This is a genomic window from Stenotrophomonas bentonitica, from assembly GCF_013185915.1.
Taxonomy (GTDB): Bacteria; Pseudomonadota; Gammaproteobacteria; order Xanthomonadales; family Xanthomonadaceae; genus Stenotrophomonas; species Stenotrophomonas bentonitica.
On sequence record NZ_JAAZUH010000001.1, the window covers coordinates 723,129 to 748,900 of the forward strand.

A 25,772-nucleotide genomic window follows, 5' to 3' on the forward strand; every position below is an offset into this window, starting at 1 on the left:
CTGTGTCTCCTTGAGCGGGTAGCTAAGCTGCGAATGGATCAGTCTTCCTGTGCCCACCGGGCAAGGTTCTGCTGGATCGTGTTGATTTCCGCCCAAGGGTCCTTGCGGCGCCGCCTCAACCGCGCCGGCACGTCCTTCATGGTGAAGGCATCTGCTCGGTTCAACTTGGCAAGCTCGCTCCAGGCGAGCGGCATGGCCACCGGAGCGCCTGGCCGGCCGCGCAGAGAATAAGAAGCGACCGCGGTTGCTCCCCGACCGTTTCGAAGGTAGTCCACAAAGATTCGCTTGTTCCGCAGGCTCTTGGTTGAGGTGGCCAGGAAGCGGGTTGGCTCGGATTGGGCCAACGCCTCTGCAAACCCTTTGGCGAAGCGCTTGGTCAGGTCCCAGTCGCACCCGGGGTTCAATGGCACAACGACGTGCAGGCCTTTGCCGCCGGAGACGCGCAGGAACGACTCCAGTTCCAGCTGCGCAAGGAACTTGCGAATGTCCACCGCTGCCTTCTTAACCTCGGAGAACGGAACCTCTGGGCCTGGGTCGAGATCGAAGACGACCCGATCGGCCCGATCCGGCGCCTCTGCGTGGCTGCCCCAGGGGTGGAACTCCAGTGCGTTGAACTGCACAAGCTCCAGCAGGCTGGGCGCGTCCCTCACGACCAGGTAGTGCGCGTTGATGCCACTGTCCTCCTTGAGCCGAACCGAGTCCACGAGCTCCAGTCCTGCGGTGTGGTGCTTCTGAAAGAAACACGGTTTCCCGGTGCCACTGGGGCAACGGATGATAGACAACGGCCGATCGATGATTTCGGGCAGCAGGTGGTCCATGACTGCCGCGTAGTAGGCCCAGACGTCCTGCTTGGTAGCCTTGAGGTCGGGGAAGATCACCTTGGTCGGACTGGAGAGCTTGGGAACCTCCCTAGTGTTAGTGGCGGTTGCCGCTGCGGGCCGACGGGCGCTCTTGGTCGCTTTGCCAGCCGCCTTCGATTTCGTCCCTTTCCCAGCGTCTGTGCTCCCCCCAGCCCTGTCCGAGTCCATCAAGTCGGCCACGTCTTTATCGCGCCTCACCGCCTTGAGAGAGGGCTGACGGAGGAGTTGCTGTCCCCCGATGCCGCGGTAGAACACCTCCACCACGAACCTGGGTTGGAACCAAGTCGCCGACCGGAGGCCCGTCCCCTGCGTTGGCACGTGGGCCGTGGGGGTCTTCCCACCCGCTCGCCCAATGAGCTGCGCCATCTCTTTGATGAGGACATCGGAAAAGCCCGAGCCCACGCGGCCCACGTAGAGCCACCCATGCTTTGGGTCCGGCTTGGCCAGCAGGAGGGAACCGAAGCCCGTGCGGCTGCCTTTGGGCGCCGTGTAACCGACTACAGCGAACTCGTCGCTGGCCAGCTGCTTGGTCTTCTTCCAGTCCTCGCTTCGGCCTCCGTGATAGGCCCGATCTGCCCGCTTGGAAATGATGCCTTCAAAATGGCGCTGGCCCGCCAGCTGATACGCCGATTCGCCATCGCCCTCAATGTGGGAACTGTAGGCCAAGTGACCGGTAGATCCTTCCAATAACGCCTGCAGGAGGGCCTTGCGGTCCACCAAGGGCGCATTGGCGATGTCGATCCCATCGATGTGGAGCAAATCGAACAACGCATAGGCCAACGTGCCCTGCCGCTCCCCGGACAAGGTGGCCTGAAGGAGGTTGAAGTCTTCCTTCGTGCCGCTGCCGGCGATGAGCTCGCCGTCCAGCGCCCCCGACTTCAATCCTAAAGCGGCCACGGCGTCACGGATTTCAGGAATCTTGTCCGTCCACTCCAAGGCGTTGCGGGACCATAAGCGCACCTCGCCGTCGTTGATCGTTGCGAGGATGCGGTAGCCGTCCCATTTGATCTCATGCACCCACTGCTCCCCCTTCGGGGGCGCGTCGCCGAGCTTGGCCAGTTGAGGCTCGAACGGCCCATCGGGAGGCTCTGCTACCACTGCACCAGGCAACGCCAACGCCTTCTTCGCCCAGTCCTTTTTGCGGGGTCGCTTGGCCGGAACTGCGGTCAGCTTCTTTTTGTCGCTCTTGCCCGCTCCGGCTCGCTTGAGGTCCTCGGCAGGAGCGCGTGCCACGTCGGCCAGGAGATCGTCCGCCTCCAGATGGCCTGCAAAGGCATCGTCCTCTTTGAACAACAGCCACTGCGGCTGACGTGCGGGCTTGCCAGAGCGGACCAGGTGCCAGCCGCCCTTGAGCTTGGCGCCAAACAGCTCAAACCGCAGATGCCCTTTTGCGAGCTGGGCTTCCGGGTCGCCGTTCGTGGCCCAGACGCCGTGATCGAACTGCGCCACGTGACCGCCCCCGTATTCCCCTTTGGGAATCTCGCCCTCGAAGGACGCGTAGTCCACGGGGTGATCCTCGACCTCAACCGCCATCCGCTTGACCTTGGGATCGTAGCTGGGCCCCTTGGGGACGGCCCAACTCTTGAGGGCGTCGCCCACCTGCAGCCGGAAGTCGTAATGGCGGCGGCTGGCGTGGTGGAGCTGGACGACAAAAATGGCCCGCTGCCCGGCTGGCAACGCCTTGCCGGGCTCGGGTTCCTTGGTCTGATCAAAGCGGCGCTTGCGGCGGTATTCGACCAAGGACATGGCGGCGGCCTACTTGCCCAGGTGTTGCCGAACCGCGGCGGCCGCCGGCCCAACGGCCTTAACAGCTTCACGGAGTTCGTCTGCGGAGACCCCCAACGCTTTGGTCCAATACTGAAGTTCGTAGTCTTCGTTGACGTTGATGCGGTCGCGGTCCGGGCCGCCGGTCTTGCTCTTGTCGTCTGTCATCTTGGAATCCTCTTGTAGTGATTGAAACCACAGAAGAGCACGGATGCTCGTTCCCAAGGCCGTTCTAGGACAGCGCGCGTTGTCGCGCTGTGAACCAGCCGGCGTCCATCAGTGAGGGCGGTTCGCCAACAGCGCGGCGCGAAACTCTGCAACCCACGGCATGAGGACCAGGGGAACGGGCGGCAAGATGAGCGCTGCCCAGACCGATATCGGTTTGCTGTCCCACGTCAGTGCCCAGGTCGGCACAGCGGTGAAAGCGGTATAGGCGGCAAAACCCCAGGGTGCGATGTCCAGGACGCTGTGAACGTGTTGCTCAACAGGGGCCACATGGCGGGTCGCATCGGCAACCATCGTGTCTGCGTAGGCCGCAGCGGCATGAAGGACCGCCAGTCCACTCAATAGTGCGGCGACCGCCCATGAACTTTCAAACACCGCCCACACCAGGACCCCTATCCCCACTAAGAATATTTGGACGCCGTGCAGCGCGCTCTCCCTGACCCCAGAGGTCTGAGGAAGTGAGGTGCGCCGGTGAATGACAAAATCCGCCAAGCCAAAGCCCAGCCACCCAAGGTAGGCAGCGTATGCAACGCTTTGGCTCGACGGGCTCCACATGCTGGACGCCTAGGCTGGCAAATCCTGCCGGAAAACAATTCGGTTCATGGTTCTCTCGCAGGGCTCTTCGTCGCACCGGCGCCCTCGCCCGTGGCCAGTTCCGCGCCAGTGAGCGGATCTTCTTCGGGGTCCGAAAGCGTGCGCAAGCTGACTGCCTCCAGCGCAAGCTTTTCCCGCTCAGAGAGGCCCACGGAACAATCGCCATCGCCGCCATCCAACGCTGCCTGGGCGTCGCGATCGCTGACTTGCTCCCACAGATCACCGCTGTTCCAGCTGCCGGCTGCGTCGCCTTCTCCCTGAGACATGTCCATGTAGAGATCAGTGAACGCGGGGTCGCCGGGCATCTTACCCGGTGGGAAGTTGGGACGGATGCTGTAAAGCGCCTTTTCGAACGACTTCTGGTGTGCGATCTCGCGCGTCATGAGGAAGCGCAGGGCGTCTTTGATGCCAGGATCATCGGTAACGTTGATCAGGCGTTCGTAGACAATTTTGGCACGGGCCTCGGCGGCGATGTTCGAGCGGAGATCCGCGGTCGGCTCGCCGATGGAGTCGATATACGCCGCATTCCAAGGCACGCCGCTTGAGTTCACGAGAGCGGGGCCGCCGCCGTAGAGGATCTGCTGCGTGTGACTGGTGCTGTTGCCACCCAGGTTGCGCATGTCCTCCACTTCGGCCATGCCTTCCGACTGGACGGCCTTGGGTCCTTGGTTGAGCATGGCAATGATGGTGCCGATGATCTCCAGGTGGCTGATTTCTTCGGTGGCGATATCAAACAGAAGATCCTTCCTCCCCGGATCCGTCTCCCCCAGCGCCTGGGTGAAGTAGCGCATCGCAGCCGCCAGCTCTCCTTGTGGGCCGCCGAACTGTTCCAACATCAGGGTTGCAAGGGCCGGATCAGACCGCTCGACCCGGACGGTATACATGAGCTTCTTATGGTGCAAAAACATGGGGTAGTCCTCTGGCGATGGCTGGGACGTGGCTTGCGCGCATGCGCAGGGCCATTACTTCTTGGCCTCGACGCCGGGCGTGGCGTCGCGAACCATGAACTCTTCAGTGATTTCGGGCAGGTGTGCGGCCAACCAGTCGGCCATGGCCTCTTCCTGCACGAGGATCTGCTCGCAGACCCGGACCGTTTCGGAGTCGCCGGCCGTTTTTGCAGCGGCGATCAGGGCAGTGTAGGAGGCGATTTCGAAGTGTTCGAAGACATACCCCGCCATCGCGCCCTTGACGATCTCGTCGGAGGCGGTCATTCCACCAACGGCTTGGCCGAACGCTGACATCTTGCCCATCACGTCTTTGAGCGTGGACGGGGAGCTGCCCAGGCGCTTGATACAGCCTTCCAGCAGCTCGCGCTGACCAATGGTTTCTTGAATATGTTCTTCAATACGGGCCTTGAGCACCGGGTAGTGTTTGATGCGGGAAGCTTGGCCCTTGAGCATCGTTTCCGCCTGCTGCTCCATGGCATGGGCGTCGCGCAGCCAGTCCAGGAGGTTCTCTTTAAGTTCGGCCATGGCAATCTTCGTAGGTGGATGGAACTTCAACCTAGCGCTCCTTCCATGTGTGCGGGGCGAGGTCACCGTGAAGGCAAAGCGAGGGCCAACACCACAGGGCGACTCTCGGGGTAAAAGTGTTGGGGCAGGAATCCGATTTGGTTGAGCCAGCAGCGCCCATAACGCGGCGCATGCATCCTGTTCTCGACGTGGTGATCGTCCCAGGTGGAAGCTGAATGCCCCGATGCGCTTGGACCTGACCATGAATCGATCTGCGCTACTGCTGCTCCTGCTCTCCTCCGCCGCAGTGTTCGCCCAGCAGGGCGATGGCACCGACGTGCAGGCTGGCGTCCATACCTTCAAGCCGGCCAAGGTGGACGCCACGACCAACCGGATCCAGGCCTTGAAGGTTCCCAACGGGTTTCAGGTTCGCCCCTTAGCCCAAGGCCTCCAGAATCCCCGCATCATTGCCGTTGCTCCCGACGGGCGTATTTACGTGTCACGCAGAGACCAAGGGGATGTCTTGCTTCTTGAGGACCAGAACGAGGACGGCACGCTCGATTCAGAGCCCAAGGTCGTCTTCACTCGGCCGGGCGCTCACGGCTTAGCAGTCTCCAATGGCATGTTGTATGTGGCCACGGTGAATGATGTCTACCGCGCCCCTATCCGTCCGGACGGCACGTTGGGGCCGGAGGAGCGCATCATCAATGACCTGCCCGACGGGGGCCAGCACCCCAATCGGACCTTGGCCTTTGGACCGGACGGGAAGCTTTACATCAGCGTCGGGTCCTCCTGCAACGCCTGCAATGAGACCAACCCGGAGCACGCCACGCTGTTGCGCGCGTCCCCGGACGGGAAGACCCGCTCCATCTTCGCCAGTGGGCTGCGCAACACCATTGGCTTTGCTTGGGACCCGAAGACTGGGGAGCTCTGGGGGATGGACCACGGCATCGACTACTTGGGCGACAACGAACAGCCCGAAGAACTCAACCGGCTCCAGAAGGGGAAGCAATACGGATGGCCCCACATCTGGGCCAAGGACGGGGAGAACCCCCAAAGCACGCCGCCGGGGCAGATCAGCAAGAAGCAATGGGCGGCGATGAGCGAGCCCATGACGCTGGGCTACACCGCACACGCGGCCCCGATGCAGCTCGTGTTTTACAACGGCGGTCAGTTCCCTACCGACTACCGCGACGATGCGTTCGTGACGATGCGAGGGTCTTGGAATCGCAAACCCGCTTCGGGCTACGAGGTCGTGCGGGTTCGCTTCGAGAACGGAAAACCGGTGGGGTTTGAGCCGTTCCTGACAGGATTCTTGGTGGACGGCGGAAAGGCCCACATCGCACGCCCTGTCGGGTTGGCCGTGACCAAGGGCGGTGCCTTGCTGGTGGGTGACGATGCCAATGGGGTCATCTATCGCGTGAGCTACGGCGCAGCACCGTCAACCACTGTGGAGCCCAAGACCGTTCCCGCAGACGTTTTAGCAGCCCAGGTCCGAGCGGGCTCGGGCGTTCCCTTGGCGTTGCAACGGGTGGGGAACGTCGGAAAGGCGGACGTTCGGTCGCCGGGCTTCGCCTCGGGCCAACCGCTGCCCCCTCGCTTCAGCGCCTATCACGACGATGCCTCTCCGCCGCTGTCCTGGGCCTCGGTGCCGAACGCCAAGTCGTATGTGCTGATCATGGAGGACCCGGACGCCGCGGACCCCAAACCGTTCGTGCATTGGGTGGCTTACAACATCCCAGCGACCGCCAACGGACTTCCCGAAGGCCTTCCGACGGACCCACGGCTCCTGAAGCCTGCAGCCATGCTGCAAGGGAAAAATAGCCGCGGCTCGATTGGTTACTTTGGCCCTAAGCCCCCCGTCGGCGATCCGCCGCATCACTACCACTTCCAGTTGCTGGCTCTGGATGGACTGCTGGATCTGAAGCCAGGGGCGAGCAGAGACGAGGTGCTTGAAGCGGCCAAGGGCCATGTAATCGGCGGAGGCGAGGCCATCGGCACCTACCCACAGACGACGCCCCCCCTTAAATGACGGTCGCTACATCCGGCACCGCTCGCAACACAGGGAGAGGGGCGCCGGTGTGTAGGCATCTTTTCAATTCGGGGCGGTGCCTAGGGCGACGATTGGTCCGGCGGTGGCTTCAGCGGCTAAGCCACCGCCCCGGCGATGTAAGGCTGGACGTAACGATGCAGGTGCTCCATGGCCGTGACTGGGTCGCTCTGCCGCGCGTCGGAGCGAACGAACCCGGTCCAGTCGGCTTTCACCATCGTTAGCAAGTGGCTGGGGTCGGCCAGCAGCCACCGCATGCTCCAATACGGAACCAAGCGCCGCCCCACGGGGCCCCGGGCAAGCTCCATGACATTGGAGTGCAGCAAGGAGCTCTGGATGCGTTGATATGCGACCAAGACGCCGTCCTCAGGCCCTTCGAAGTATTGAAGATAGCGTTGGCCGTCGAAGAACAGGATACCCGTTACGCCCGCTTGGACATTGAACGCGGCTGCCCGCTCCACCATGGAATCCACTTCCGCTCGCTTCCAAGGCTGGTCGGCTTCACTGACGTATGCGATGGCGCGCAGGGGCATGTTGGACTCCAGGTAAAGCGACAGCCTCACCCTACCTGCCTATTAAGAAACGTCCGGTGATGGAGGGTGCGGCGTGAAGGCCCCGTGCAGCCCCTTCGTGGCCACGCTAACGTCCCAATCATCCCGGGTGCCTCATGCTGCGGACACTGAGACAGGGGCAGACATGAACACCATTGGATTGTTTAACATCGAGCGGTTCGAGGCCGTGTTCAATGCCGCCGGCGGCGTGGATCGCGTAACAGGGGTTACTCTTACGTGCGGCCACTGCTACAGGACGTCCACTTCGGACGACCATGCGTTGGTCCATCTGCCCGGAGGCACCCTGGTCCGCTGCGAACATTGTGGCACGCACCAAGCCGTCAGCAACGCAAAGATCGCGGAGTGGGATCGACAGGCCACCCTTGAAGCGTAGGAAGGATTAGCGGTGACGCCCCGCTAGAGCGATTCCGCCAGGCGATCCAGCATTTGACCAATGTCGCGCAGCCTGAACGGCTTTTCCAAGAGGTAGCCGCCTTGGAAACGCTCCGGCAAGTGGTTTCCACCAAAGCCGGTGGTGAACACGAATGGGATGCCCTTTTGGGCCAGAAGATCGGCCACCGGGAAGGAATCCAGTCCGTTGAGGTTAACGTCCAGCATCGCCACGTCGAACCCGCCCAGCTCCACCAACTCAAGGGCCTCATCCAAGCGCTCCGCTTGGGAACTCACCTTGTGCCCCAGCTGCACGATGGTTTCGCCAATGATGTTCATCAGCGTGGGCTCGTCCTCAACGAGCAGCACGTTGAGAGGCTTTCCGACGACAGGCATTTCGTTCTCCATGGGCAAACGCTTGATGGCTCGCTGCAGAACTGCAAGGCCCCCGGCGCTATTCTAGGAAGGACGTGAAGGGTCCGTCAATTCTGCTTCTTTACAGATTATTTACAATCACCGGCTTAACGTGAACGTGATTCCGAGGATTTGCCGTGCCCCTAGCCCAGCGCCCCCAAGACGCTTTGAACGACGAGTCTCGCCAGTTTTCCCTGCTTGTGAACTCTGTCACTGATTACGCGATCTACATGCTGGACCCCCAGGGCGTCGTAAGGACCTGGAATCCCGGCGGCCAACGCATCAAGGGCTATCTGGCCGAGCAAGTGGTTGGGACCAACTTTTCCCGGTTCTACCTGCCTGAAGAAGCCGAAGCGGGCGTTCCCGAACGGAACCTTCGCACTGCTGCTTCTGAGGGGCGATACGTGGACGAAGGCTGGCGGCTGCGCCAGGATGGGACCCGATTCAGAGCCAATGTGGTCATCGACCCGATCTGGGAAGACGGCGAGCTGATAGGGTTCGCCAAGATCACGCGCGACGTTTCCGAGCGCTACGAGGCCGAGGAGCGGCTGCGGGAAGCGCAGGAGAGCCTGCTGCAGGCGCAGAAGATGGAGGCGATCGGCAAGTTCACCTTGGGCTTAGCGCACGACTTCAACAACCTGCTGACAATCGTCGCCAACTGCCTGGACCTAGTGAGCCTACGGCTCAAAGACAGCGCCTTGGCTGACCTGGTGGAAACCGCGCATCGAGCTGTGGAGCGCGGCGCCCTGCTCACCCGTCAGCTGTTGACGTTCGGCCGGGGCCAGGCGTTGGTGCCGGAGCCTCTGAGTCTGTCAGAGGTGATGCGTGAGATACAGCCGATGCTGGAGCGATCCGCTGGAAGCACGATCCGTGTCTCGGCGGACGTGCCGGCCACCTTGCCGCGTCTTGAGCTGGACAAAGCGCAGCTGGAGGCGGCAATGCTTAATTTGGTGTGCAACAGCCGTGACGCGTTGTCGACCGGCGGACACATCCAGATCACGGCGTCTGCGCAGCGGCTGCGAGACCCTTCCAAATCAGACGCAGTGGTTCAGACCTACGTTTGTTTGGCCGTTAAGGACAATGGGGAAGGCATTCCTCTGGCCCAGCAGACTAGGGTCTTCGAACCATTCTTTACCACCAAATCGGTGGGCCGCGGCAGCGGGTTGGGGTTGAGCCAGGTATTTGGCTTCACTTCTCACTCGGGCGGCTTCACCGAGCTCGACAGCATTCCAGGGGAAGGCACGCGGGTCACGTTGTGTTTCCCAGTTCCAGAGGCCTGACATGCCCATCAACGTTCTTTTTGTAGAAGACGAAGCGGACCTTCGGTCTGTCGTGGTCGAAGCCCTTTCCGGTCAAGGCTTTGCTGTGACAGCGGCAAGTAACGGGGTGGAAGCCATCGCGCAGCTGCGTGGCGAAACGCAGTATGCGGTGGTCGTTACAGACGTGTGCATGCCTGAAGGCGTTTCGGGACTTGACGTTGCGGCGGAAGTAGCGAACACCCAACCTCATGCGCGTGTTTTAGTCGTCTCTGGCCTCCAGCGGGCCCAGTTGCCGCCGATCCCGCCGGGCGTGCTTTACCTGCCCAAGCCCTACCGATTTACCCAGCTCATTCGTGCCATCCAAGAGGCGTGAGGACGCCGACGTTGGATCGACTGTTTAACGCCGCGCCGAGTGGGACGACATGCGGTGGCGCGACGACCTAAGCTGATTTGGCTTGACACCCACATGCTGGCCATCGCACCTGCTCCGCTGTCTCGCGTTGGGGGGCACAAGCTTGCTGCATGAATTGTTCAGCTTCGGTCTAGGTCGAAAGGCATCTGGCTGTAACGCGCGCGGTTGGTAGACTCTTTGCAGTTGTTTCCACAGGGGAAGTGGGTGTATATCGAGATTTATCGAGCGCGCGGCATCTGGGCGCATCTCACGGGAAGCAGTGGTTGGCGCTGGAGGCTCAAGACACGAGACGGCGCGGTGCTCATAGACCCACGGGAGGCCTTTGATGACCGGCAGACGTGCCTCAGCGTGGTGTCTCTACTGATCGCCGGCGTTACGGCGGCCGTGGTGGATGCAGAGACCCGGTGCGTGCTTAGGCCCTTAGCCGGGCAATGGGTGAAAGGAGAGGAGTTCGTGCCTTAGCAGCCGTGTTCTCTGCGCTGGGAGAGCAGTCGCCCATACTCTCTGGCGGCTTCTGATCCAGGTCGCTACTCTTGCTGACGATCGTTCAGTCCTCTGCGTCGCCATCAATGAGCGAAGCCGGCGCACCGGCACCATGGCGTCCAAGGCCGGTATCGGGGCTTGTAACGCTAGACGACGCAACGTGGGTTCGGTGCCTTTGCGCAAGCGGGGTTGGGACGGGTCGCTTACCGCTTAGGACGGTTAACGGCGTTGCTGACCCATCGCTGTAGGGCGAGCTCGAGTGCATTGCCCCCACTTGAACAACTCAGTAGAAATACCGTTTCGGGTCTTCTTGATCTACGGATGGTCTCAGAGGGCACGCCGTGTAGCATGTGGTGGGTCAAGGCTTATCAGCGGCTCTTGATGAGCAATCGCCACACTTGCCACAGACCACAACGACGGGGGCCTCTGTGTTGAAAGAGCAGCTTCAGCCTTGTTCTAAAAGGATTCGCAAACTGTTAATAGCGGATGACCATTTGATTGCCGCCGAGGGGCTCGCACGAATCTGCTCCGACGTAGCGGACACCGTCGAGCTGGTGGTCTCAGGTGACCAACTGCTCAAAAGCCTGCGACAGACGCCGCCAAATCTTGTGATCGCAGAGACGGCGTTGCCCATCGTTTCAGGGCTCGATGCAATGAGGTTCGCACGGTTGGAAGGCTACCTTATGCCGTTCCTATTTTTGACGAGGCATGGCGACCTGGGGGAAGCGGCCTCGTCAGTCCGGTGGGGCGGCCGGGGCTACCTCACCAAAACCTCAGACCAAGCGGAGTTATTGGATGCCGTAAAGACCGTGCTCGCGGGCAGCATCTATTTTTCCGCAGCGGTTCTGACTTCGCCGCCATGCTCGGACACCGGCAGCGCCTATGGTTTGACAACCAGTCAGGTCGGCATCATCCGGCAACTCGGGGAAGGGCTACGAGCAAAGGAGATTGCATACACCATGGGGCTCTCGACCCGGACCATCGAGCACCACAAGTTCTTGATGATGCGCAGGCTCGGCGTTCACGGCACCATTGAACTTGTCGCAAAAGCAAGGGAAATAGGGGTCATTTAAGAGCGGCTTCCTAGGCAATTCCTAGGCCAGGAGGCGCTCGAAATGCGCCTTGGGGTTCCCAGGCAATCGTGTGTGCCAAAGCGCTTGGAGGCCCCGAACAGCGCCTCTCCGTGCGTTGAACTGGCCGTCAGGGACAGCCCAACCTAGGCGTCAGAACGTTAGCTGCGCCCATGTGGCTGTGCACGCTACCTTCTGGCGACCTGGCGATTGAACCCTGCTCATTCCAAGCGTTCGAAAGGAGCGAGCCTGAGCAGGCAGCGCGACCGGGGAAGCGATCTTGATTGAAGCGCTAGCAGCTCGGCCGTTCCAAGGCGTCTTCGATGTCTGCGATGCGAACAAACGTTTCAGTCATTGCCTCGGTAAGGTCCACCCCGCAGCGAAACGCGTTCATCAGCGCCCCCACCAGGTAGCGGTGGACATCGGTTCGGCCGATATCCACGTGGGTTTCGTCAGCCCGGTTTGCATGCTTCACCGCGTCGCGCAGGCCCACCATGTCCTCGTGTATCTCGCGGTAGTGTAGATCTGGGCGAGCCGTCAGTTGCCTCGCATAGTGCAGCATGTGCTCGCCCACGGCAGGGGTGTCATTGGTCGCTGGGAGGCAGCGAAACATGTCTTCCGCTGTGCCAGCCAAGAGGACGACTGTTGCAGGGTGCGCTTGAACAAGGTAGAGCTGGCAGGCCGTATCCAGGTGCCCGCTAGCGATTTGCAGCTTGGTGGGGCGCGTGGTCATGGCCGAGAGTCTATCGGAAAAGACGTTGCGATCCTCGCTTGGAATCTCAAATGGCCGTTTCACGACCTTGTGACGCATGTGACTACTACGGCGGTTACGGCCAACGGGGAGCAAGCGACCCCACCCTTCATCCTGCTGGCGGCGTCAATCGTCCTGAGTCGGTTTGTGCTGCTGCCACCAGCCCTGCCCGGCCTCCTCCGGCCGTGGGGCCGGTGCTGAATCGCTGACGGGAACCGGGCGCGCCGTGGGCGGAGGGAGCGCAGCGGCGGACGTAGCGGGCGCACTCGCCGAAACCGGCGCAATAGGCGAGGGTCGCTTATGGACGATGACCTCCCCCTTGTTGAGCACCTGAAGCTTGGCTTCACCTATCTGGAGGTAGCCGAGCAGCTGGATGACGGCAGGACTCTGTTCGGCCAATGGCACGCCCCCGATGTGGGTTACAACGTCGCCGGCGCGCAGACCTGCCTCCTCGGCGGGCCCTCCTGGAACAAGCGTCTCGATCACAGCCCCGACCTTCCGGGTTTTGCGCGTGGGCTTCTCGTAAGCCTGGATTCCCAGTGCGTTGTGTTCGCCGGGGACCATGCGCCCCTCGGCAAAGGCAGCGACCATCTGCAATCCCAGATAGTTTTCGTTATAAACCACCGGGTTGTTGATCTCTACCGAGTTGCTGGCATTGAACATGTTCGTGGCAACCGTCTCGAACTTGTTGCTCACCATCACGTTGGGGCCGGTTTGCGCCATCGTAAAGGTCAGACGCCCCTTAGGCTCCTGCCAGCCACTGTTTCCTTGGGCCATTTGCACACCCACGGATTGCCAGAACGACAGTGGGAACTCGTAGACCATGACGTTCCTGTCCTGCCGCGCCGGGGTTCTCCCCGCAGGCAGCATCATCGCCACAACGGCGTCCTGAACCTCCTGAACGCTGCGGCCCTTCACGGTCACGACTGGCAAAGGCGTGGAACCCAGTCGAGCCGGGTCAGCATGTGCCTGGCCCGCACACAGCAACAAGGCCAGCGTGCTGGCCCAAATTCGGAGCCTCATCTTTCCCCCTTCCCTGTTCAGCGGTCCCTATCGGTCTAGTCTACGTCCCTCCGGCTCCTGCAGACACGTTTGGGTTGCCAGAAGACGGGGGCTTATGGTGTCGGGTCGACATATGCCCCCCGGTCCCAGGACCGGTAGCGCCACGGCACCACCTCTTCCAAGCAGGTGATTCGCGGACTCGGCAAGTTGGCTACGCCGTCAACGGTTGCCCGTAGTCGCTCCGCGTGTGCTTGCGGGACAAACAGCCAAGGCCTGACCGCCCAGGTCGAGGGCACCCCGCTGTCCCGAGCTAGAGCCAACTGGACACCAGCCCATTGCTGATCCCAGCTCCTCAGGCGGGCCAGCAATGAAGGCGCACGAGCGGCGTAGGTGATCTCGCAAAGGTAGACCGCTTGATCTTTGAAGCTGACCGCCACTGCGTCGCAATACCAGTGGGGTCCGCTCGTGTCTGGATTGACCCCCTCGTTGAGCTGGATGCAGCATTGGCTGTTCACGAACAGCGCCCGATCCGCCCGCAGGTAGTCCAGAACCACGCCTTCAAAATGGTCGATACCTGGCGTCCTTGGTCTTCGTGAAGAGGAACTCATGCTTACCCAAGTGCCACTCATCCTCAATCCAACGATAGGGCGTGGCCTTTTCGCTTCCGTCGCCCCTCCTATTCCCTGCCCTCGCACCATCTGCCATCGGCTCGGCACCTTGCATTTTTGTTGGCAGTTGCGCGGACTCCAATGCTGCGCTATAACGCGCCTGCCGGTCGCATAAGCGCTGGTGTTGTGCCCGTATAGCCCATCGGCTTCGGGTGCCCGAGGTTCTCTTCTAGGAGGCACGGGAATCTTCTTTTGATTCCGGAGCCCTCTTATGAGCAACAAACGCCTCAAATCCATTCGCACTTCTGCCTTCCACGCCCAGTCCGGCCGCTGCTATTACTGCGGGCTTCCGATGTGGCTGGCTTCGCCTTCCGAGCTTGGGCCTGAAGCAAGCAAGGCCTACAGCGCTCAATGCACCGCCGAGCACTTGGTGGCAAAACAGGATGGGGGGAAAGACCTCGCAAGCAACATTGTGGCGGCGTGCTGCTTGTGCAATCAAAGGCGTCACCAGCGATCCGCAGGAGCCCTCGCGCCCGATTCCTATCGCGCTCGGGTCCAACGCCAAATGGCGAAGGGAAAGTGGCTCCCATATCGGGTTCGATGAGGCCCTGCCCAAGCTGCGCGTGGATGCCAATCCGAGGGATCTCTGGGAACTTAACATGCCCTCGTCTACCACCCAAAACGTTGACAGCTTCACGTCCGACATTCATGCGGCACTTCGCCTAGCTATCTCGGCTGACCAAACGTGCAGAACCGCGTGACGCGTGACGGGATCAGGTCGGGAAAGCAAAACGCGTGCAGGCTTTTACTCCTGGTTCAACTGTTTTGCCAACTCAATGCGCTGGCTGGCCGTGAGCTTGGAGAGCGCCAGAACCACGGCGGCGGTGGCTTCGTCTTCGGCTACCAAGTAAGCCATCGGGACGCCCAGCACGCCCGCCAGCTTCCCTAGCCCGTCCAGATCGATGCCACTGACCTCGGTCTCATAGCGATTGACCCGGCTGCTCGCCAGCTTCTTATCGAGCCCCATCAAAACCCCCAGCGCTCGTTGGCTGGGAATGCCGCGCAGTTCTCGGGCCTGTTTCAGGCGGGCGGCGAACAGGGAGCGGGCGGAGGGGCTGGGCAAGTGAACGGAAGTTGAAAACTTGGGTAGACAGCATGACGCGGTCCCTCGATGCATGGCAGACTCTTCATCAAATGTAGCACCCTCCCAACCGACCACAGGGGTTTTCATGAAGATGATCGAGACAAGGATCGCCATCGCCTTGACGGCTGCACTGCTGTTGGCCGCCCAAGGGGCAGCCGCGCAAACCCACCCTGAGCAAGAAGAAAGGCCCAACAAGCCTGGATTCTTTCGGCAGCTGGGCACCAGCCTGAAAGACGCCGGCCAGCAAATGGTGGGGGTCAAACCGGCCCAAGGTGGCGCTAAGACGAGTGCCGATAGCGGGGCCATCTACGTGCCCATCAGCGGCTCAGGCAAGCTGCCCGGCCTCTTCAAGGCGGACAACCATCAGCAAGCCCAGCTCGGCAAGCTGGAGTGGCCCCGGGTGGCCCTCACGTTCCAGGAATGGGGTGCGTCCCTGCCCTGTTGGACCGTCGAGGCGAAGATCTGGACGAGCGCCAGCGCCTCCACGACGGAGACCTTCCGCACCTGCGCCAATGCCTCCTTGACCGAGACCGACGACCTGGGAGACACGGCCGAGCTCAATACCTCGGCCCTCTGGAAAGCTCGCGATACGTTGATGGGCGTCCGGGTGCCCCCCAGCAAGCCGAACACTGGGGCGAGCCGTTCTTCGGGTCCCAACCCGCCCAGCCAGCCGTTCGTGGTCAACGTCTCCCGCCCTGGCGTGTCAGAAAGGGCTGTTCAGGTCGCGCTGCGCGTGGCGTGGGTCAGCGGCTTTATCCAAACCGCCGACATCTACCCCGGCGCGGCTGGGGTCCTGACCCCCTTCAAGGACGGTCGCATGTGGATCTCAGGGTTCAAGCCCGAGGGCAATCGCGACAAGTAGTCGTCCACGTAAAGCGATATCTGGGCGGCAGGCACCTGCCGCTCTTCAAATTCATCACTCAAGGAATGACCCATGAAAGCAAGGTTCCTTCTGGCCGCCTTGGCCTTCGCCCTCACCCTGACCGCATGCGGTGGTCCTCCCTCGAACAGCGATGCCGAGAAGGCGCTGGCCACCCTGTTGACGCAGAGCGGAGCCGGGGAAGTCCAGGAGATTCAGGACTTCCAGTTGACGGGGTGCGTGGAGGCCCAAGACACGGCGGGCTATCGGTGCGACACCGCTGGAAAGGTGAGCATCGACATCGGAGGCCGGCGAGTGCCCATCCCTGTCAGCAAGAACCTCCGCTACGCCAAGGAATCGGGAACATGGAAGGCCTACGCCAAATGAGCGCCCAGCCCCCTCCGCTGTATGTCCCCCCGCGACCGACTGCCCGGACCCTGCCGACGCCCCGCACGCGGTTCTTCTGGTGGTATTCGCTGTCTCTGCTCTTTCTGGGACCTTTCGGTTTCGTCGTCGGGCCAGTCATGGCCCGACGCGCAAACCGGAAGGCGGCGCGTCGTTACCCGGTCGAGGCCCACGCAGCACAGGCGCGCGATGTGGGCTTTGCCTGGTGGCAGTGGTGGATCATGACGCCGCTGACGTTGATGGGCGCTTTCTGGGTGTTTGGCCTGCTGAGTGGGCTGCCGATGTTCTTGTTTGTGATGTATGCGCAGCTAACTCAATAGCAGTGGGATCTTGCAAATACAACGGGCCGCCACGAGCGGCCCTTTTTATTGCCAGCTCGCGGTAGCGGGCGCCCTGAAATAGAGATGCTTTGGCAAAGCAACCAGCATCATGGACATTGACAATACTGGAAACCAACTTATAAGAGTCTGACATAAGCCGGAGTCACCCTATGAAGTTCACCATCGAAGTTGTTTCGGACTACCCGCCGCCTGAGCGCCTTCCTCTAAACAACCCGATCGACGGGAAAATCTTCCTCGTGCTTGCGCCGGACGGGAAAAGCATGACCCCGTCCGGCATGCAACTTCCAGGTCTTGAGGACGTGCCAAGTCTTTCGCTAATCAAAATAACGCGAGATTCTTAATTCCACGTTGGTGAAAGTTCGTTGAGGCTGGCGCACGCCACTAGCGCATCTTCGTAATGCTCGAAATATGAACCTAGCTCCACACCAGCCTGCCTGTCGAAGACCACATACTTGGTGGTCTCCTCAGGGGGAGAACCAGCATTCGTAATCGTCTTTGTATCCACACGATACCTAGGCGAACCCTTGATCTTTGCCATTTTGAACCGGACCTCTTCTTGGATTTCGGTTATGTTGATCGACCCGCGCTCGGCGGCATCTGCGCCGCCTCGGTTTACAAGTTAGCAGGACTATTGCCAGCTCTCCATCGCGTGCAATGGTCGACTCCGGTGCAATAGACTAACGGGACACAACCCAGGACACATGTCCGGTTCGCGAACTGTTCTAGGGTCAAGGGGTCAGGTTAGGTTCGGATCGATCCGGTTCCCTGTTGGTCCTGTGGATGCAGCTCACGCAGCAGTCGCCGCGGCTGTGTTGATTTGAATAACGTGGGCCCGCTGGGCAGAGCGCTTTGAATGCCTTGGCTTTCGCGGTCGCCAGAGGGGGCAGTCACCTAGGACGGGCGACTGTCCCCTCCGCGCAGCCCACCCGTGCTAAAGTTCTGCTGCATTGCACTATTGGGCATCACCGTGATTTGGAGCGCCGTTTCTCACAGGTTTCCGGACAACGGCGCACCGGAGTCAACCGTCTTCCGCACGCGGTTCAAGCGAAAGCATCTCAGGGTGGCGTGCGTTGTTGGTCGGTCTTCGCGACGAGGAAGACCGACGCTCGGTGGCAACGGCGAGCTGGCAGTTGGGGTCCTTGAGAGGGCTGCCGAGGTCGTCACTCAGGTTGGCTTGATGTCACCGTGGGAGGTTCCTCTTCGGATGAGGGACGCACTGGCGGCCGCCGAAGCCAACGAAGCGCTCCTGCTCGTCTGCAACGATGGGGCCATCTACAGCCAAGCCTGCGCGTTGCTCAACGCCCAATTTGCAGCGGAGGACCTCGCGCACTTCTCTTGGCAGGAACCTTAGGATGCCGCCCCCCCAGGGCCACGTATGCCGGCGCGATAGCCGCTTTGGATAGCGCAGTGACCGTTCGTCAGGGGCGCGACGAGGCGCAGCTCACATCGCAGGAGGTCCTAGCCAAAAAGCGAGACCTCTTTAGAATCCTGACTGGGAGCGTGCTGCACGCCGTCTGACCCCAATGGAGCAGGTCGCGCAAGCAACCAGCTTGACCGACGTGGGTCTATGGGCACGGCTGAGAGCCCCTGTGGCCTTCGTTAAACCCAGCGCCCGTCTGGGGGCACAGGGACGCTGCGCTTTGAGCAGCTCTCTTCACCCAAGGGCAGCGCCCTGCTACATTCGCCAAGAACCGAGTGGTCAGCTTCTGCAGGAGGATGGAAGATGCCAAACACTGGACAGTTCTATCTCTTGAAGGTCACAGGCGAGACGAAGGCCGATGGGACGTTGGCTTGGGTCGACCGGGTTGAAAGCACCTGCTGCAGTTGCATGCGCACCTTCGCGGCGACAGAGGGCAAAGAATTGATCGAACTTGCGCGTGGGGCCGTGGTCGCGTGCCCAGCCTGCGGCAATCATCAAACGATTTCTCTTGCTTACTTCGATGACTTCATCACCCGCCAAGGGCAGAGTGCGCGAGCTCCTTCAACGAAGGGCCCGTAGAGAGAAAATCCAGGCGGTCGCGCCACGCATCAACCGCCCTTCGTCGCACCAGCTCGCAAAATAGGCAGCTAGGGTGCTGCCGGCAGGCATCCGTCCTCACTCGTGAGTGGAATGCATCGAACGCCGACCTCATCACTCCCCCTCCAATTGGACGTTGCTTCACATTTTTTCCACGCCACGCGTTTTTTACTATTGGCCGAATTCCAAGAGGCGCACGCGAGGGCTTCAGGCAATGCCGCACACGGGTCTTTTTCTCCTCCATACCGTGGATGGAGACATGGATGCTTCCACCAAGCGGCTGACCAAGCCGCACTCCGTGAAGGCGATATGCCTGACGTGCCATCACCAGGTCGTCGCCAATGCGCCACCCGACTTTGAAGTGATTGATGGCGGGGTCATTCTCTACTGCCGTAAATGCGGCACTCGGCAAGCCATCAGTGACGCTCGATTCGCCGAGTTCTGGGAACGGGTCCGGATGTTCCGCGAGATCACCAAGGAATGATCGAACCGAAACATGTGGGACGTCACGCATCCTAAGGTCGCGGATTGCATCATGCCGATGGCAAGCCTCAGCACCGCTCGCGTGCCACCGATACGACTTTTGCCAGGCCGTGGCAGCCTCTTACATGCATCAATACGTGTCCGGTCACCCAAGCGCCTCTGTCCTGCGAAGGGGCCTTGGATGCGCGGCACCTTCGATTATTTAGTCGAGCCAGCATTGTCGCGACGGAAGAGCTCCCACTCATCAACGCGGGTCCCGTCCTTCATATGGCAAACGCCTCTCTGATCCCCCTGCCGGCTCTCTTGGATCATCACATTACCGCCCAGCTTTTCGCAGTATTCCGAGGCTGGGTTAGGTATTGCAACCGCTTTGCGTCGTGCTTCCTGTTCCTGGCTGGAGCAGCCTGCCACCGCTGCAACCGACGCGGCCAGCAGCGCGAGATGAAACTGAGCCATCTGATGCATGATGCTCTCCTCAGCAACCCTTGCTGATTTCTTGAGAGTGTGAAAGCGGCCGCGTGACAGAAGGGTTCAGCTCTCCAGCTCGGAGAGCGGAACTGCGGGGCTGCGGCCGCGATGAAGGGCGTTGCTGTAGACCCCGATCCGTTCCTCTTCCAACCATCCGGCTTCGCCAAAAGTTGCGCAACCCCGCGCAAAAAAGGGTGGGTTTGTTTTGATTGGGGCGGACGCTGCTCTCGTTCCTTGGATATTGTGCCCTCTTGGCACCCGTGAGAGGCCAGAGTGTCTGCAACGATGGCAATCTCTCCAGAAGCTCAAGGTTGGAGCAGGTTGTCGTGTCGGATGCAGTCTACGGTCCGCTGAACATACCCTCAGGGTCGCAGCTTTTGAGAACGGCCATCTCTACACTTGGAACCCATTGTTGAGGGGGGCGCTATGGACACGCAAGAGACGCTATGTGCAGCACAGGAAAAAACATCGCTTGCTGAGAAGACAAAGCTTTGGTGGTTGGGACACCACTGGACAGTTCGTCTCTATCTAGGCGGCGCCACCTGCATGCTTGCTTCCATCGCCCTTTTCCATAGGTCACCGAACACCCTCCCTTCCGACGTTGCCGCCTATGCCAGTTGTGCCCTGCTGATAACTGCGTTTCTCGGAGACGCTTACGCGTGGGCGGTCCCGAAATTGGGCCAGCCTATGATGAAGTTCTCATTGACGGTGTTTGGAGCCACTGCACTCACAGCAGCAACTGGGGTGGGCAGGACAATAGTCAATGAAGCAACCACCCAGCAGCCCTCCCTTTTTCCGACGACAAGCGCCCTACTCAGTCTGCTTTCCGTGGTGCCCGTAATAACAACGTCATTAACCGTTCTGGGTGCAGTTCCTGCCCTCGTTGGCTTAGGATGGGGCTTCTTCAAGCTTTCAAGATCAAAAGCAACAGGCAGCCAGTTCGATGTAGTCGTTACGCTTATCAGAGGGTTTGCTGCTCTCACACTTGTGCTAGGAGCATCTGCTTTGTCGAGTAGCGAGTCCCCTGTCTATCCGGGGTTACGGTGGGTGGCGGCCCAAAGTGCTTTTTTCTCTGACCTGCAGAGAGACGACGCGTGCGCTCCTCTTGATGGGGATAGAGTGTCCCGTATTAATGACGACTTGGTGGTTGTCGGTCGCCTGACAGAAGACGGGCCACAGTTCGTTCGTCGAACCTGTGCCCTGTCTGCTGAAACCACAGTCTTGCGCCCCCAAGTCCCAGGCGCAGCTCTACACGGCAGCGCTCAGCCAAGCCAAGACCCGCCACACATTCGGTGACACTTTTGCCTGAGACGACGAAGCCGGGGACAGCCCCATACAACTAAGGCTTCGACCAAGTTCCTTTGGATGACGGGGGGACCTATCACCGCCTCTCGCCGTTCGGCTGTGCTTCGCCGCCCGCCCCGGGCTTCGGCGGCTGCCCAAGAAAGGCAGCCTACCCTGCTGACCACCATCATTGACCGACCCAAGCAGGCTAGGGCTGGGCGGCAAATGACCGTTGCTATGGCCCCGCTACCCGAGCATCAGTGCCGCCCCGGCCACTGAGGTCGATCTAGCCCCGGTCCCCAAGTGCGGCTGTTATTGAACCGCGTCGAGACGATGGCCGTTTGGCACGTCATACATGATTGCGGTGATCTCGCTGATGAGACGCTGGTCCAGTAGCAGTTTCATGATTACCGCAGCCGTTTCCTTAGTGGGAACGATGTGTCCCGCCGCGTCGAACTGAACTCCCCACTGGTATTTTTCGCATACCTCACGCAGCGTGCCAAGATACTTCGGATTGTCGTAGAGCTTGCGTTCTTGGATGACGGCCATCCGGCGCAAATGGGTTCCATTAGTGCCGACGTGCGCGACCAATGGAGCCATGTCAGTGAATAGGGATACGAACCGCTCCTCGTCCTGAAGTTCGCCAAAAGCGCTCACAAAGCCTGCGCGATACCTCATCAGCGACTCGAAAGCTCCTTTGTTGCTTACGAGCAGCGCATCGTCCAACGCGAAGAGATCGAATCCTGGCTCTAACGTGAAATCCACGCCCTCCACGGCGCTAAGCTCGCCGTTTTGGAAGAGCATGTTGACGACCCCTCTCTTTCGATACGCAGTTCTCCATGTCGCAGGTGATCGTCGCATTGCATACAGCACGCGCTCGCCTTCGTAGAACTTCACCACATAGCCCAAAGCGTTCTTGAGCTGGTCCCGGCTTGTGATAGCGTGCTCAACCTCTGGCCGGTCGACGAGAGCCTTAAGCAAGTGGAAGTCTGTATCGACTGCGGCGACCGACAGACAGCCATTTTCCGTTGGCTGGGCTAAATGCCCGTATGGGACCCACTCCGTCATCATTGCCCTCTCCGCCTTAGGGAAGTCGCGCAGTGCGCTTTCCAAACCCTCATCTATTCGGACGTAGCTAGCGCTAAAGCGGGCTGCCGTTGTGCTGGACTTGAAGACCCACAGATGGACCCCCGCGCTATCAAAATCAAATTCCTGCAATGCTTCCAATGCTTGGTCAGTCATGGTTCCCCCATCAAATAAACGTCCTGTACTTCTTCCGCAACCTGAATGCCGGGCACAAGCGCCCCCCTTTTCAAGACCCTAACCATTCGAATTGCCCCCGCCTGTCCCGGCGCGACTTTTGCCTCATAGAGCTTCCATCCCAACACGATCAACAGCGGATTCATCAGAATCTGGCCTGAACGATACGTAATGAAGAATAATCCTACCCAAAAGACTAGGAAGCCCCCTAACTTTTGCGGGTCCCCATAGCTCAAGCCCATGAAAGAGACCACATAGGGAAGCACGTAGTTGATGAGGTCATTAGGAATGGCTTTAGCTTCTTGGACATGCACGCGATGGACGAGCCGGACCGAGCGCAGCGCGACTGTCGTCAGAGCAAGTGCAACCAAGGTTACCACCACGCTGGCCCATGCCAGCCAGGGGTGGGAAAAGATCTGAAACTGGCAATCCCATTGCCCTTTCCAGCCGCACAAGTCCGCCCCCCAATGCTTGGCCGAAATATCTTGAACCATCAAGATTAATGCCAAGGGCACGTAGGAACCTAAGAAGATAAAAAGAGCAGACCAGAACTGAAGTTGCATCGCAGGACCCTTCTATTGTCGCCAACATTGTTGCGAATGGGCATCGCACGGGCTGAGAACACCGCCCGGCTCCCGCCGGTCGGACCGAGGCAAGTAGGGGTGCTCCGATGCGCTTTGCACCTAGCGCCCAGTGCCCCGCCGATGATTCTTCTCACGACACGATACCTAGTAGGCTGCTCGAGGCGTTCACTCGCGATGCAACGTTTTGCTGCTCTCAGTAGGCAGCCGCGGAGCGCATCAAGTTCGGCTACCGATGCTCTGGCGTATAGTATCCGGCTGAGGGATTTGGTGGGGACCGCCATCCACCTCTCTTTCCAATAAATCGTGCCGAGACGAATAACCCCCCTAACAACCTTGACTTTATTTATAAAAGACTTAGCCTCAGCCCCGAACCAATATCCGGGAAACGGCATGTTAGCTAGTTTAAGATTAACTCTTCTGATTATTTTTGCCAGTAGTTGGATCACCCTTACGCTATGGCTTCTGCTTTGGGCGTGGCAGCAACACGGACCAAAACCGAAATCCAATGAGATAACTTATAGCAGCCGCCACAAGGAGAGGCACATCGAGTAGCCAAAGCGAGCAAACCGACAGTAACGAGCCCGCATTCAAGAACACCCCGAAAACGTCTTCGATTAGAAAACGAACGAACTGGTCTCGATACTTAGCCTCTTTCGCATTGGCAACAAAGAACAATAGCGCTGCTGCGAGAATCATAGCCAGGACCAGAAGAAGCCAAAGCCTCCAGTCAATGAATCTACTGAACTCCACAACTATCGGAGGATCTTTAGGCTTTGCATTGTTGAAAAGCCATTGCGGCAATCCTTCAGCGATCAGAGCCACAAAAATCCATATCAAGAGATTGCTGAAAATCCTAAAACCGTAGTTGGCCACAGCGCCTCCTTTTGCAGACATAGCCACCCCCTCTCCTGAAATAAAAGTTAAGAATTACCTACAAAGAGCATCCAATCAAAGCACATCGGGCGCATGTATCTGTGGAAAATCCACCGAGTGTGTAGAATGGCAGATGGGCTGTCCGAATTTAACCAGCGTAGCCACCCGGTCCGGCAGACTCAGCCTATCTGAGCTGTCGCCCAAAGCCGAGTGCTGTCGAGTTGGGCATATCCGGGAAGAACTATTCACCACCTGCCCGTCGCACCTCTTCCACATACTCCCAGGATCCCGACTCGATGACCGGCTCGGCCAACGGAACGAACCGACGGCTGTTTAGTTTCTTGATGCTCTGGCCTTTTACTCCTTGGCGAACGAAGTAGCCAGGGACGCCGTCGATGACTTCGATGTCTTCCAACCGCAACTGAGCAGTTTCGTCGGCCCACGCGCCCGAGTAGAAGCCCAGGATGGGTCCGAACCACTGGTGCGCATGTCTTGACGCCCACTCTGGGAACTCAACTGGGTCGAAAGTAGCCTCCATCTCGGCGTTGGTGAAAGGCGAGCCGGTGTCTTCACAGTCCGTCCTGGCCATCACCCTGATGCCCGCCAATGCGTTCACGACCGGGTGCGCGCCCTCGACCAAACAAGCTGGGGACACTCTCCCTCGTTGCCAATGCTTCGCCGCTGTGCAGGCAGGCGATGTCACTGGAAGCCCCAAGCAAGGGAGTCCAAGCCCGGCGAATGGGCACCGAGTCCGCTGAGCTTCTCCATCGCTGTGAATTCACGACTATAGGTCGAATGGTGCTCATCATCGAGCTCATGACCAACCATTTGCGCGCGCAGCTCGGACACGACACCGGCCCCCTGAAGCTCTTGGATGAATGTCTTTCGCAGCGAGTGAAAGCCCCTTTTTGCCGGCTCCCAGTTCTTCCCCACGTCGGCTAGGTGACGACTAAACGCCTTGGTAATCCAGTTCCCCTGCCCATTCACTGCCGTTGCTTTTGCAGCTGGGAAGAGTCTCACTTGACCCTCCTTGCGCTTTCCATCGACCCATTCCAAGAAGCCCATATTGATAAGCTCGGGATGGAGGGGCACCGTGCGGAGGCTCACCTCAGTCTTCACCTTTTGGTGCTCGCCCTCGTCGGAGATGCGGATGCAAGGGATGCCATCCTCTTCAAACACATCCTTCAGGAGTAGCTGCCCCACTTCGGACGCCCTGGCGCCCGTATAAAGTCCAAGGAGCGAGGCCCAGCGGGCCGATTCGGACATCTTGGCGAGCGCCGCTGGTGCAAACAGGGCATGGATCTGCGCTCGGTCGTAAGCCTTAAACCCGAGCTTTTTCCGAGACCGCTTCTCGCGCTGGGAGTAGGTCACGTGGCCCGACGCAGGATTGTCGCCCCGCGGGTAGTAACCAGATGCCATGGCCCACTCGAAGAACCCGCCCTTGCCACCGATGTAGCTTTGCTTGTTTGTTAGCGTCGGAGTGGAAGCTCCCTTCTCCCGCATGTCTTGATACCAGCGGGCCAGGTCCGAGCGAGTGATGGCATGCACCTTGGCGTTCGAGCCCAAGAAGGCAACTAACGCCTCGATAGCCGTCTTTTTGATCGTGAATGTCTTAGGCAACGAAGAAGGCTTGAGCGTCGCGAGAAAAGCATCCCGCGCCTTACCGAGGGTCAACGTTTCGATTGCGGGCCTAGCTGCCGACGCCATCGATCTGCGAGCTGCCGGCGTCGGAATGGACTGCGCCTTAACCGGCAAGGGATGCGACCGCGCGTTTTCTGCATCCAACGCGTCCAGCTCCATCATTAGGCGGTAGAGCTTCAGATCCCTGGGGCTGTCTATCTGCCACGTCTCCGTGACCGTGCCGTCCGGCGCTCGGCTCCGGTTCAACGTCAGCTCTTGGAGGTTCTCCGCGCTCGTCAAGCGAGCAATCAGCAAGTCGGCATCCAGTTTGCTTAGCTTGTCCACGCGTTGATCCTTCAACTGTGCGAAGAGCCGAGCATATCCCGACGCAAGCACAACTGCACGCACGTGGGCCTGGGCCAAATCCTTGGTCCGGAGGGTCCGCTTGATCAGCCGGCAGTCGAGCACGGCTTGCAGATCGACGGGAACTCGCTGGACGAAAGACCAGCGGCCGGTAGATGACCGGCTCATATGGTGGGGGATGCGCATG

The 25,772-nt window shown here is 60.0% G+C and carries 26 protein-coding genes and 1 pseudogene; 11 read left to right on the forward strand and 16 right to left on the reverse strand.

Annotated elements, in window-relative coordinates:
- Positions 1–38 precede the first annotated feature (38 nt).
- The 5 genes from ligD to HGB51_RS03230 all read right to left on the reverse strand — a co-directional run bounded on the left by ligD (position 39) and on the right by HGB51_RS03230 (position 4,915).
- A complete protein-coding gene (gene ligD / locus HGB51_RS03210; protein WP_070206331.1) occupies positions 39–2,606 on the reverse strand; it encodes a DNA ligase D in 2,568 nt (855 codons plus the stop codon).
- 9 nt (positions 2,607–2,615) lie between these two features.
- On the reverse strand, positions 2,616–2,792 hold the full coding sequence (locus HGB51_RS03215; protein ID WP_070206332.1) for a DUF3606 domain-containing protein: 177 nt from the start codon (positions 2,790–2,792) through the stop codon (positions 2,616–2,618).
- A gap of 108 nt (positions 2,793–2,900) precedes the next feature.
- Complete coding sequence (locus tag HGB51_RS03220) at positions 2,901–3,404, reverse strand: hypothetical protein (protein WP_070206333.1); 504 nt, start codon at positions 3,402–3,404, stop codon at positions 2,901–2,903.
- Positions 3,405–3,448: 44 nt separating this feature from the next.
- Entirely contained in the window at positions 3,449–4,351 is a 903-nt protein-coding gene (locus tag HGB51_RS03225) for a manganese catalase family protein (RefSeq protein ID WP_070206334.1), read from the reverse strand.
- 54 nt (positions 4,352–4,405) lie between these two features.
- Positions 4,406–4,915: a ferritin-like domain-containing protein gene (locus HGB51_RS03230; protein WP_070206335.1), complete on the reverse strand. Its 510-nt coding sequence runs from the start codon at positions 4,913–4,915 to the stop codon at positions 4,406–4,408.
- Between the two features lie 241 nt (positions 4,916–5,156).
- Between HGB51_RS03230 and HGB51_RS03235 the strand changes: the two genes are divergently transcribed.
- Entirely contained in the window at positions 5,157–6,926 is a 1,770-nt protein-coding gene (locus tag HGB51_RS03235; RefSeq protein WP_070206404.1) for a YbhB/YbcL family Raf kinase inhibitor-like protein, read from the forward strand.
- A gap of 116 nt (positions 6,927–7,042) precedes the next feature.
- Here HGB51_RS03235 and HGB51_RS03240 read toward each other — a convergent pair whose 3' ends face one another.
- Positions 7,043–7,477, reverse strand: coding sequence for a BLUF domain-containing protein (locus HGB51_RS03240; RefSeq protein WP_070206405.1), 435 nt, complete (start codon positions 7,475–7,477; stop codon positions 7,043–7,045).
- Positions 7,478–7,640: 163 nt separating this feature from the next.
- Between HGB51_RS03240 and HGB51_RS03245 the strand changes: the two genes are divergently transcribed.
- Positions 7,641–7,889 carry a hypothetical protein gene (locus HGB51_RS03245; RefSeq protein WP_070206336.1) on the forward strand — a complete coding sequence of 83 codons (249 nt, stop codon included), beginning with the start codon at positions 7,641–7,643 and terminating at the stop codon, positions 7,887–7,889.
- A 23-nt stretch (positions 7,890–7,912) separates the two neighbouring features.
- Here HGB51_RS03245 and HGB51_RS03250 read toward each other — a convergent pair whose 3' ends face one another.
- The gene (locus tag HGB51_RS03250) at positions 7,913–8,281 is read right to left on the reverse strand and encodes a response regulator (RefSeq protein WP_070206406.1); all 369 of its coding nucleotides are present in this window, start codon (positions 8,279–8,281) and stop codon (positions 7,913–7,915) included.
- 155 nt (positions 8,282–8,436) lie between these two features.
- On the opposite strand from HGB51_RS03250, the gene HGB51_RS03255 reads away from it, so the two are divergent.
- The 3 genes from HGB51_RS03255 to HGB51_RS03265 all read left to right on the forward strand — a co-directional run bounded on the left by HGB51_RS03255 (position 8,437) and on the right by HGB51_RS03265 (position 11,526).
- The gene (locus HGB51_RS03255; RefSeq protein ID WP_070206337.1) at positions 8,437–9,579 is read left to right on the forward strand and encodes a two-component system sensor histidine kinase NtrB; all 1,143 of its coding nucleotides are present in this window, start codon (positions 8,437–8,439) and stop codon (positions 9,577–9,579) included.
- Position 9,580: 1 nt separating this feature from the next.
- Complete coding sequence (locus HGB51_RS03260; RefSeq protein WP_070206338.1) at positions 9,581–9,931, forward strand: response regulator; 351 nt, start codon at positions 9,581–9,583, stop codon at positions 9,929–9,931.
- Between the two features lie 950 nt (positions 9,932–10,881).
- A complete protein-coding gene (locus HGB51_RS03265; RefSeq protein WP_070206407.1) occupies positions 10,882–11,526 on the forward strand; it encodes a response regulator in 645 nt (214 codons plus the stop codon).
- Between the two features lie 289 nt (positions 11,527–11,815).
- Here the strand turns inward: HGB51_RS03265 and HGB51_RS03270 are convergent, their stop codons facing one another.
- Together HGB51_RS03270 and HGB51_RS03275 are read right to left on the reverse strand one after the other, a co-directional pair.
- The gene (locus HGB51_RS03270) at positions 11,816–12,334 is read right to left on the reverse strand and encodes a hypothetical protein (protein ID WP_070206340.1); all 519 of its coding nucleotides are present in this window, start codon (positions 12,332–12,334) and stop codon (positions 11,816–11,818) included.
- 66 nt (positions 12,335–12,400) lie between these two features.
- Entirely contained in the window at positions 12,401–13,297 is an 897-nt protein-coding gene (locus tag HGB51_RS03275; RefSeq protein ID WP_084738787.1) for a PDZ domain-containing protein, read from the reverse strand.
- A gap of 939 nt (positions 13,298–14,236) precedes the next feature.
- On the opposite strand from HGB51_RS03275, the gene HGB51_RS03280 reads away from it, so the two are divergent.
- Positions 14,237–14,488, forward strand: coding sequence for an HNH endonuclease (locus tag HGB51_RS03280; protein ID WP_246233457.1), 252 nt, complete (start codon positions 14,237–14,239; stop codon positions 14,486–14,488).
- A gap of 201 nt (positions 14,489–14,689) precedes the next feature.
- On the opposite strand, the gene HGB51_RS20445 is transcribed toward HGB51_RS03280, so the two are convergent.
- Positions 14,690–14,983, reverse strand: a complete 294-nt coding sequence (locus tag HGB51_RS20445) for a helix-turn-helix domain-containing protein (protein WP_070206410.1) — start codon at positions 14,981–14,983, stop codon at positions 14,690–14,692.
- 130 nt (positions 14,984–15,113) lie between these two features.
- Here HGB51_RS20445 and HGB51_RS03290 point away from each other — a divergent pair, with 130 nt between their 5' ends.
- From HGB51_RS03290 to HGB51_RS03310, 5 genes are all read left to right on the forward strand, one after another.
- The gene (locus HGB51_RS03290; RefSeq protein WP_141738974.1) at positions 15,114–15,890 is read left to right on the forward strand and encodes a hypothetical protein; all 777 of its coding nucleotides are present in this window, start codon (positions 15,114–15,116) and stop codon (positions 15,888–15,890) included.
- Between the two features lie 72 nt (positions 15,891–15,962).
- Positions 15,963–16,274, forward strand: a complete 312-nt coding sequence (locus HGB51_RS03295; protein WP_070206342.1) for a hypothetical protein — start codon at positions 15,963–15,965, stop codon at positions 16,272–16,274.
- Complete coding sequence (locus HGB51_RS03300) at positions 16,271–16,612, forward strand: hypothetical protein (protein WP_070206343.1); 342 nt, start codon at positions 16,271–16,273, stop codon at positions 16,610–16,612. The genes HGB51_RS03295 and HGB51_RS03300 overlap by 4 nt, the downstream gene beginning before the upstream one ends.
- 170 nt (positions 16,613–16,782) lie before the next feature.
- On the forward strand, positions 16,783–16,974 hold the full coding sequence (locus HGB51_RS03305) for a hypothetical protein (RefSeq protein WP_141738975.1): 192 nt from the start codon (positions 16,783–16,785) through the stop codon (positions 16,972–16,974).
- A gap of 1,935 nt (positions 16,975–18,909) precedes the next feature.
- Positions 18,910–19,134 (forward strand): hypothetical protein, encoded by a 225-nt coding sequence (locus HGB51_RS03310; RefSeq protein WP_141738976.1) that lies wholly within the window; start codon positions 18,910–18,912, stop codon positions 19,132–19,134.
- Between the two features lie 197 nt (positions 19,135–19,331).
- On the opposite strand, the gene HGB51_RS03315 is transcribed toward HGB51_RS03310, so the two are convergent.
- The 6 genes and pseudogenes from HGB51_RS03315 to HGB51_RS03340 all read right to left on the reverse strand — a co-directional run bounded on the left by HGB51_RS03315 (position 19,332) and on the right by HGB51_RS03340 (position 25,771).
- On the reverse strand, positions 19,332–19,598 hold the full coding sequence (locus tag HGB51_RS03315; RefSeq protein ID WP_084738789.1) for a putative hemolysin: 267 nt from the start codon (positions 19,596–19,598) through the stop codon (positions 19,332–19,334).
- A gap of 1,599 nt (positions 19,599–21,197) precedes the next feature.
- A complete protein-coding gene (locus HGB51_RS03320) occupies positions 21,198–22,127 on the reverse strand; it encodes a Kiwa anti-phage protein KwaB-like domain-containing protein (protein WP_070206345.1) in 930 nt (309 codons plus the stop codon).
- Positions 22,124–22,708, reverse strand: a complete 585-nt coding sequence (locus HGB51_RS03325) for a hypothetical protein (protein ID WP_070206346.1) — start codon at positions 22,706–22,708, stop codon at positions 22,124–22,126. Before HGB51_RS03325 ends, HGB51_RS03320 begins: the two co-directional genes overlap by 4 nt.
- Before the next feature lie 474 nt (positions 22,709–23,182).
- Positions 23,183–23,629: a hypothetical protein gene (locus HGB51_RS03330; RefSeq protein ID WP_141738977.1), complete on the reverse strand. Its 447-nt coding sequence runs from the start codon at positions 23,627–23,629 to the stop codon at positions 23,183–23,185.
- A gap of 217 nt (positions 23,630–23,846) precedes the next feature.
- Positions 23,847–24,293 (reverse strand): annotated as a pseudogene (locus HGB51_RS03335) (site-specific integrase); the annotation flags it as partial.
- A gap of 8 nt (positions 24,294–24,301) precedes the next feature.
- Entirely contained in the window at positions 24,302–25,771 is a 1,470-nt protein-coding gene (locus HGB51_RS03340; RefSeq protein ID WP_070206349.1) for a site-specific integrase, read from the reverse strand.
- Position 25,772 lies beyond the last annotated feature (1 nt).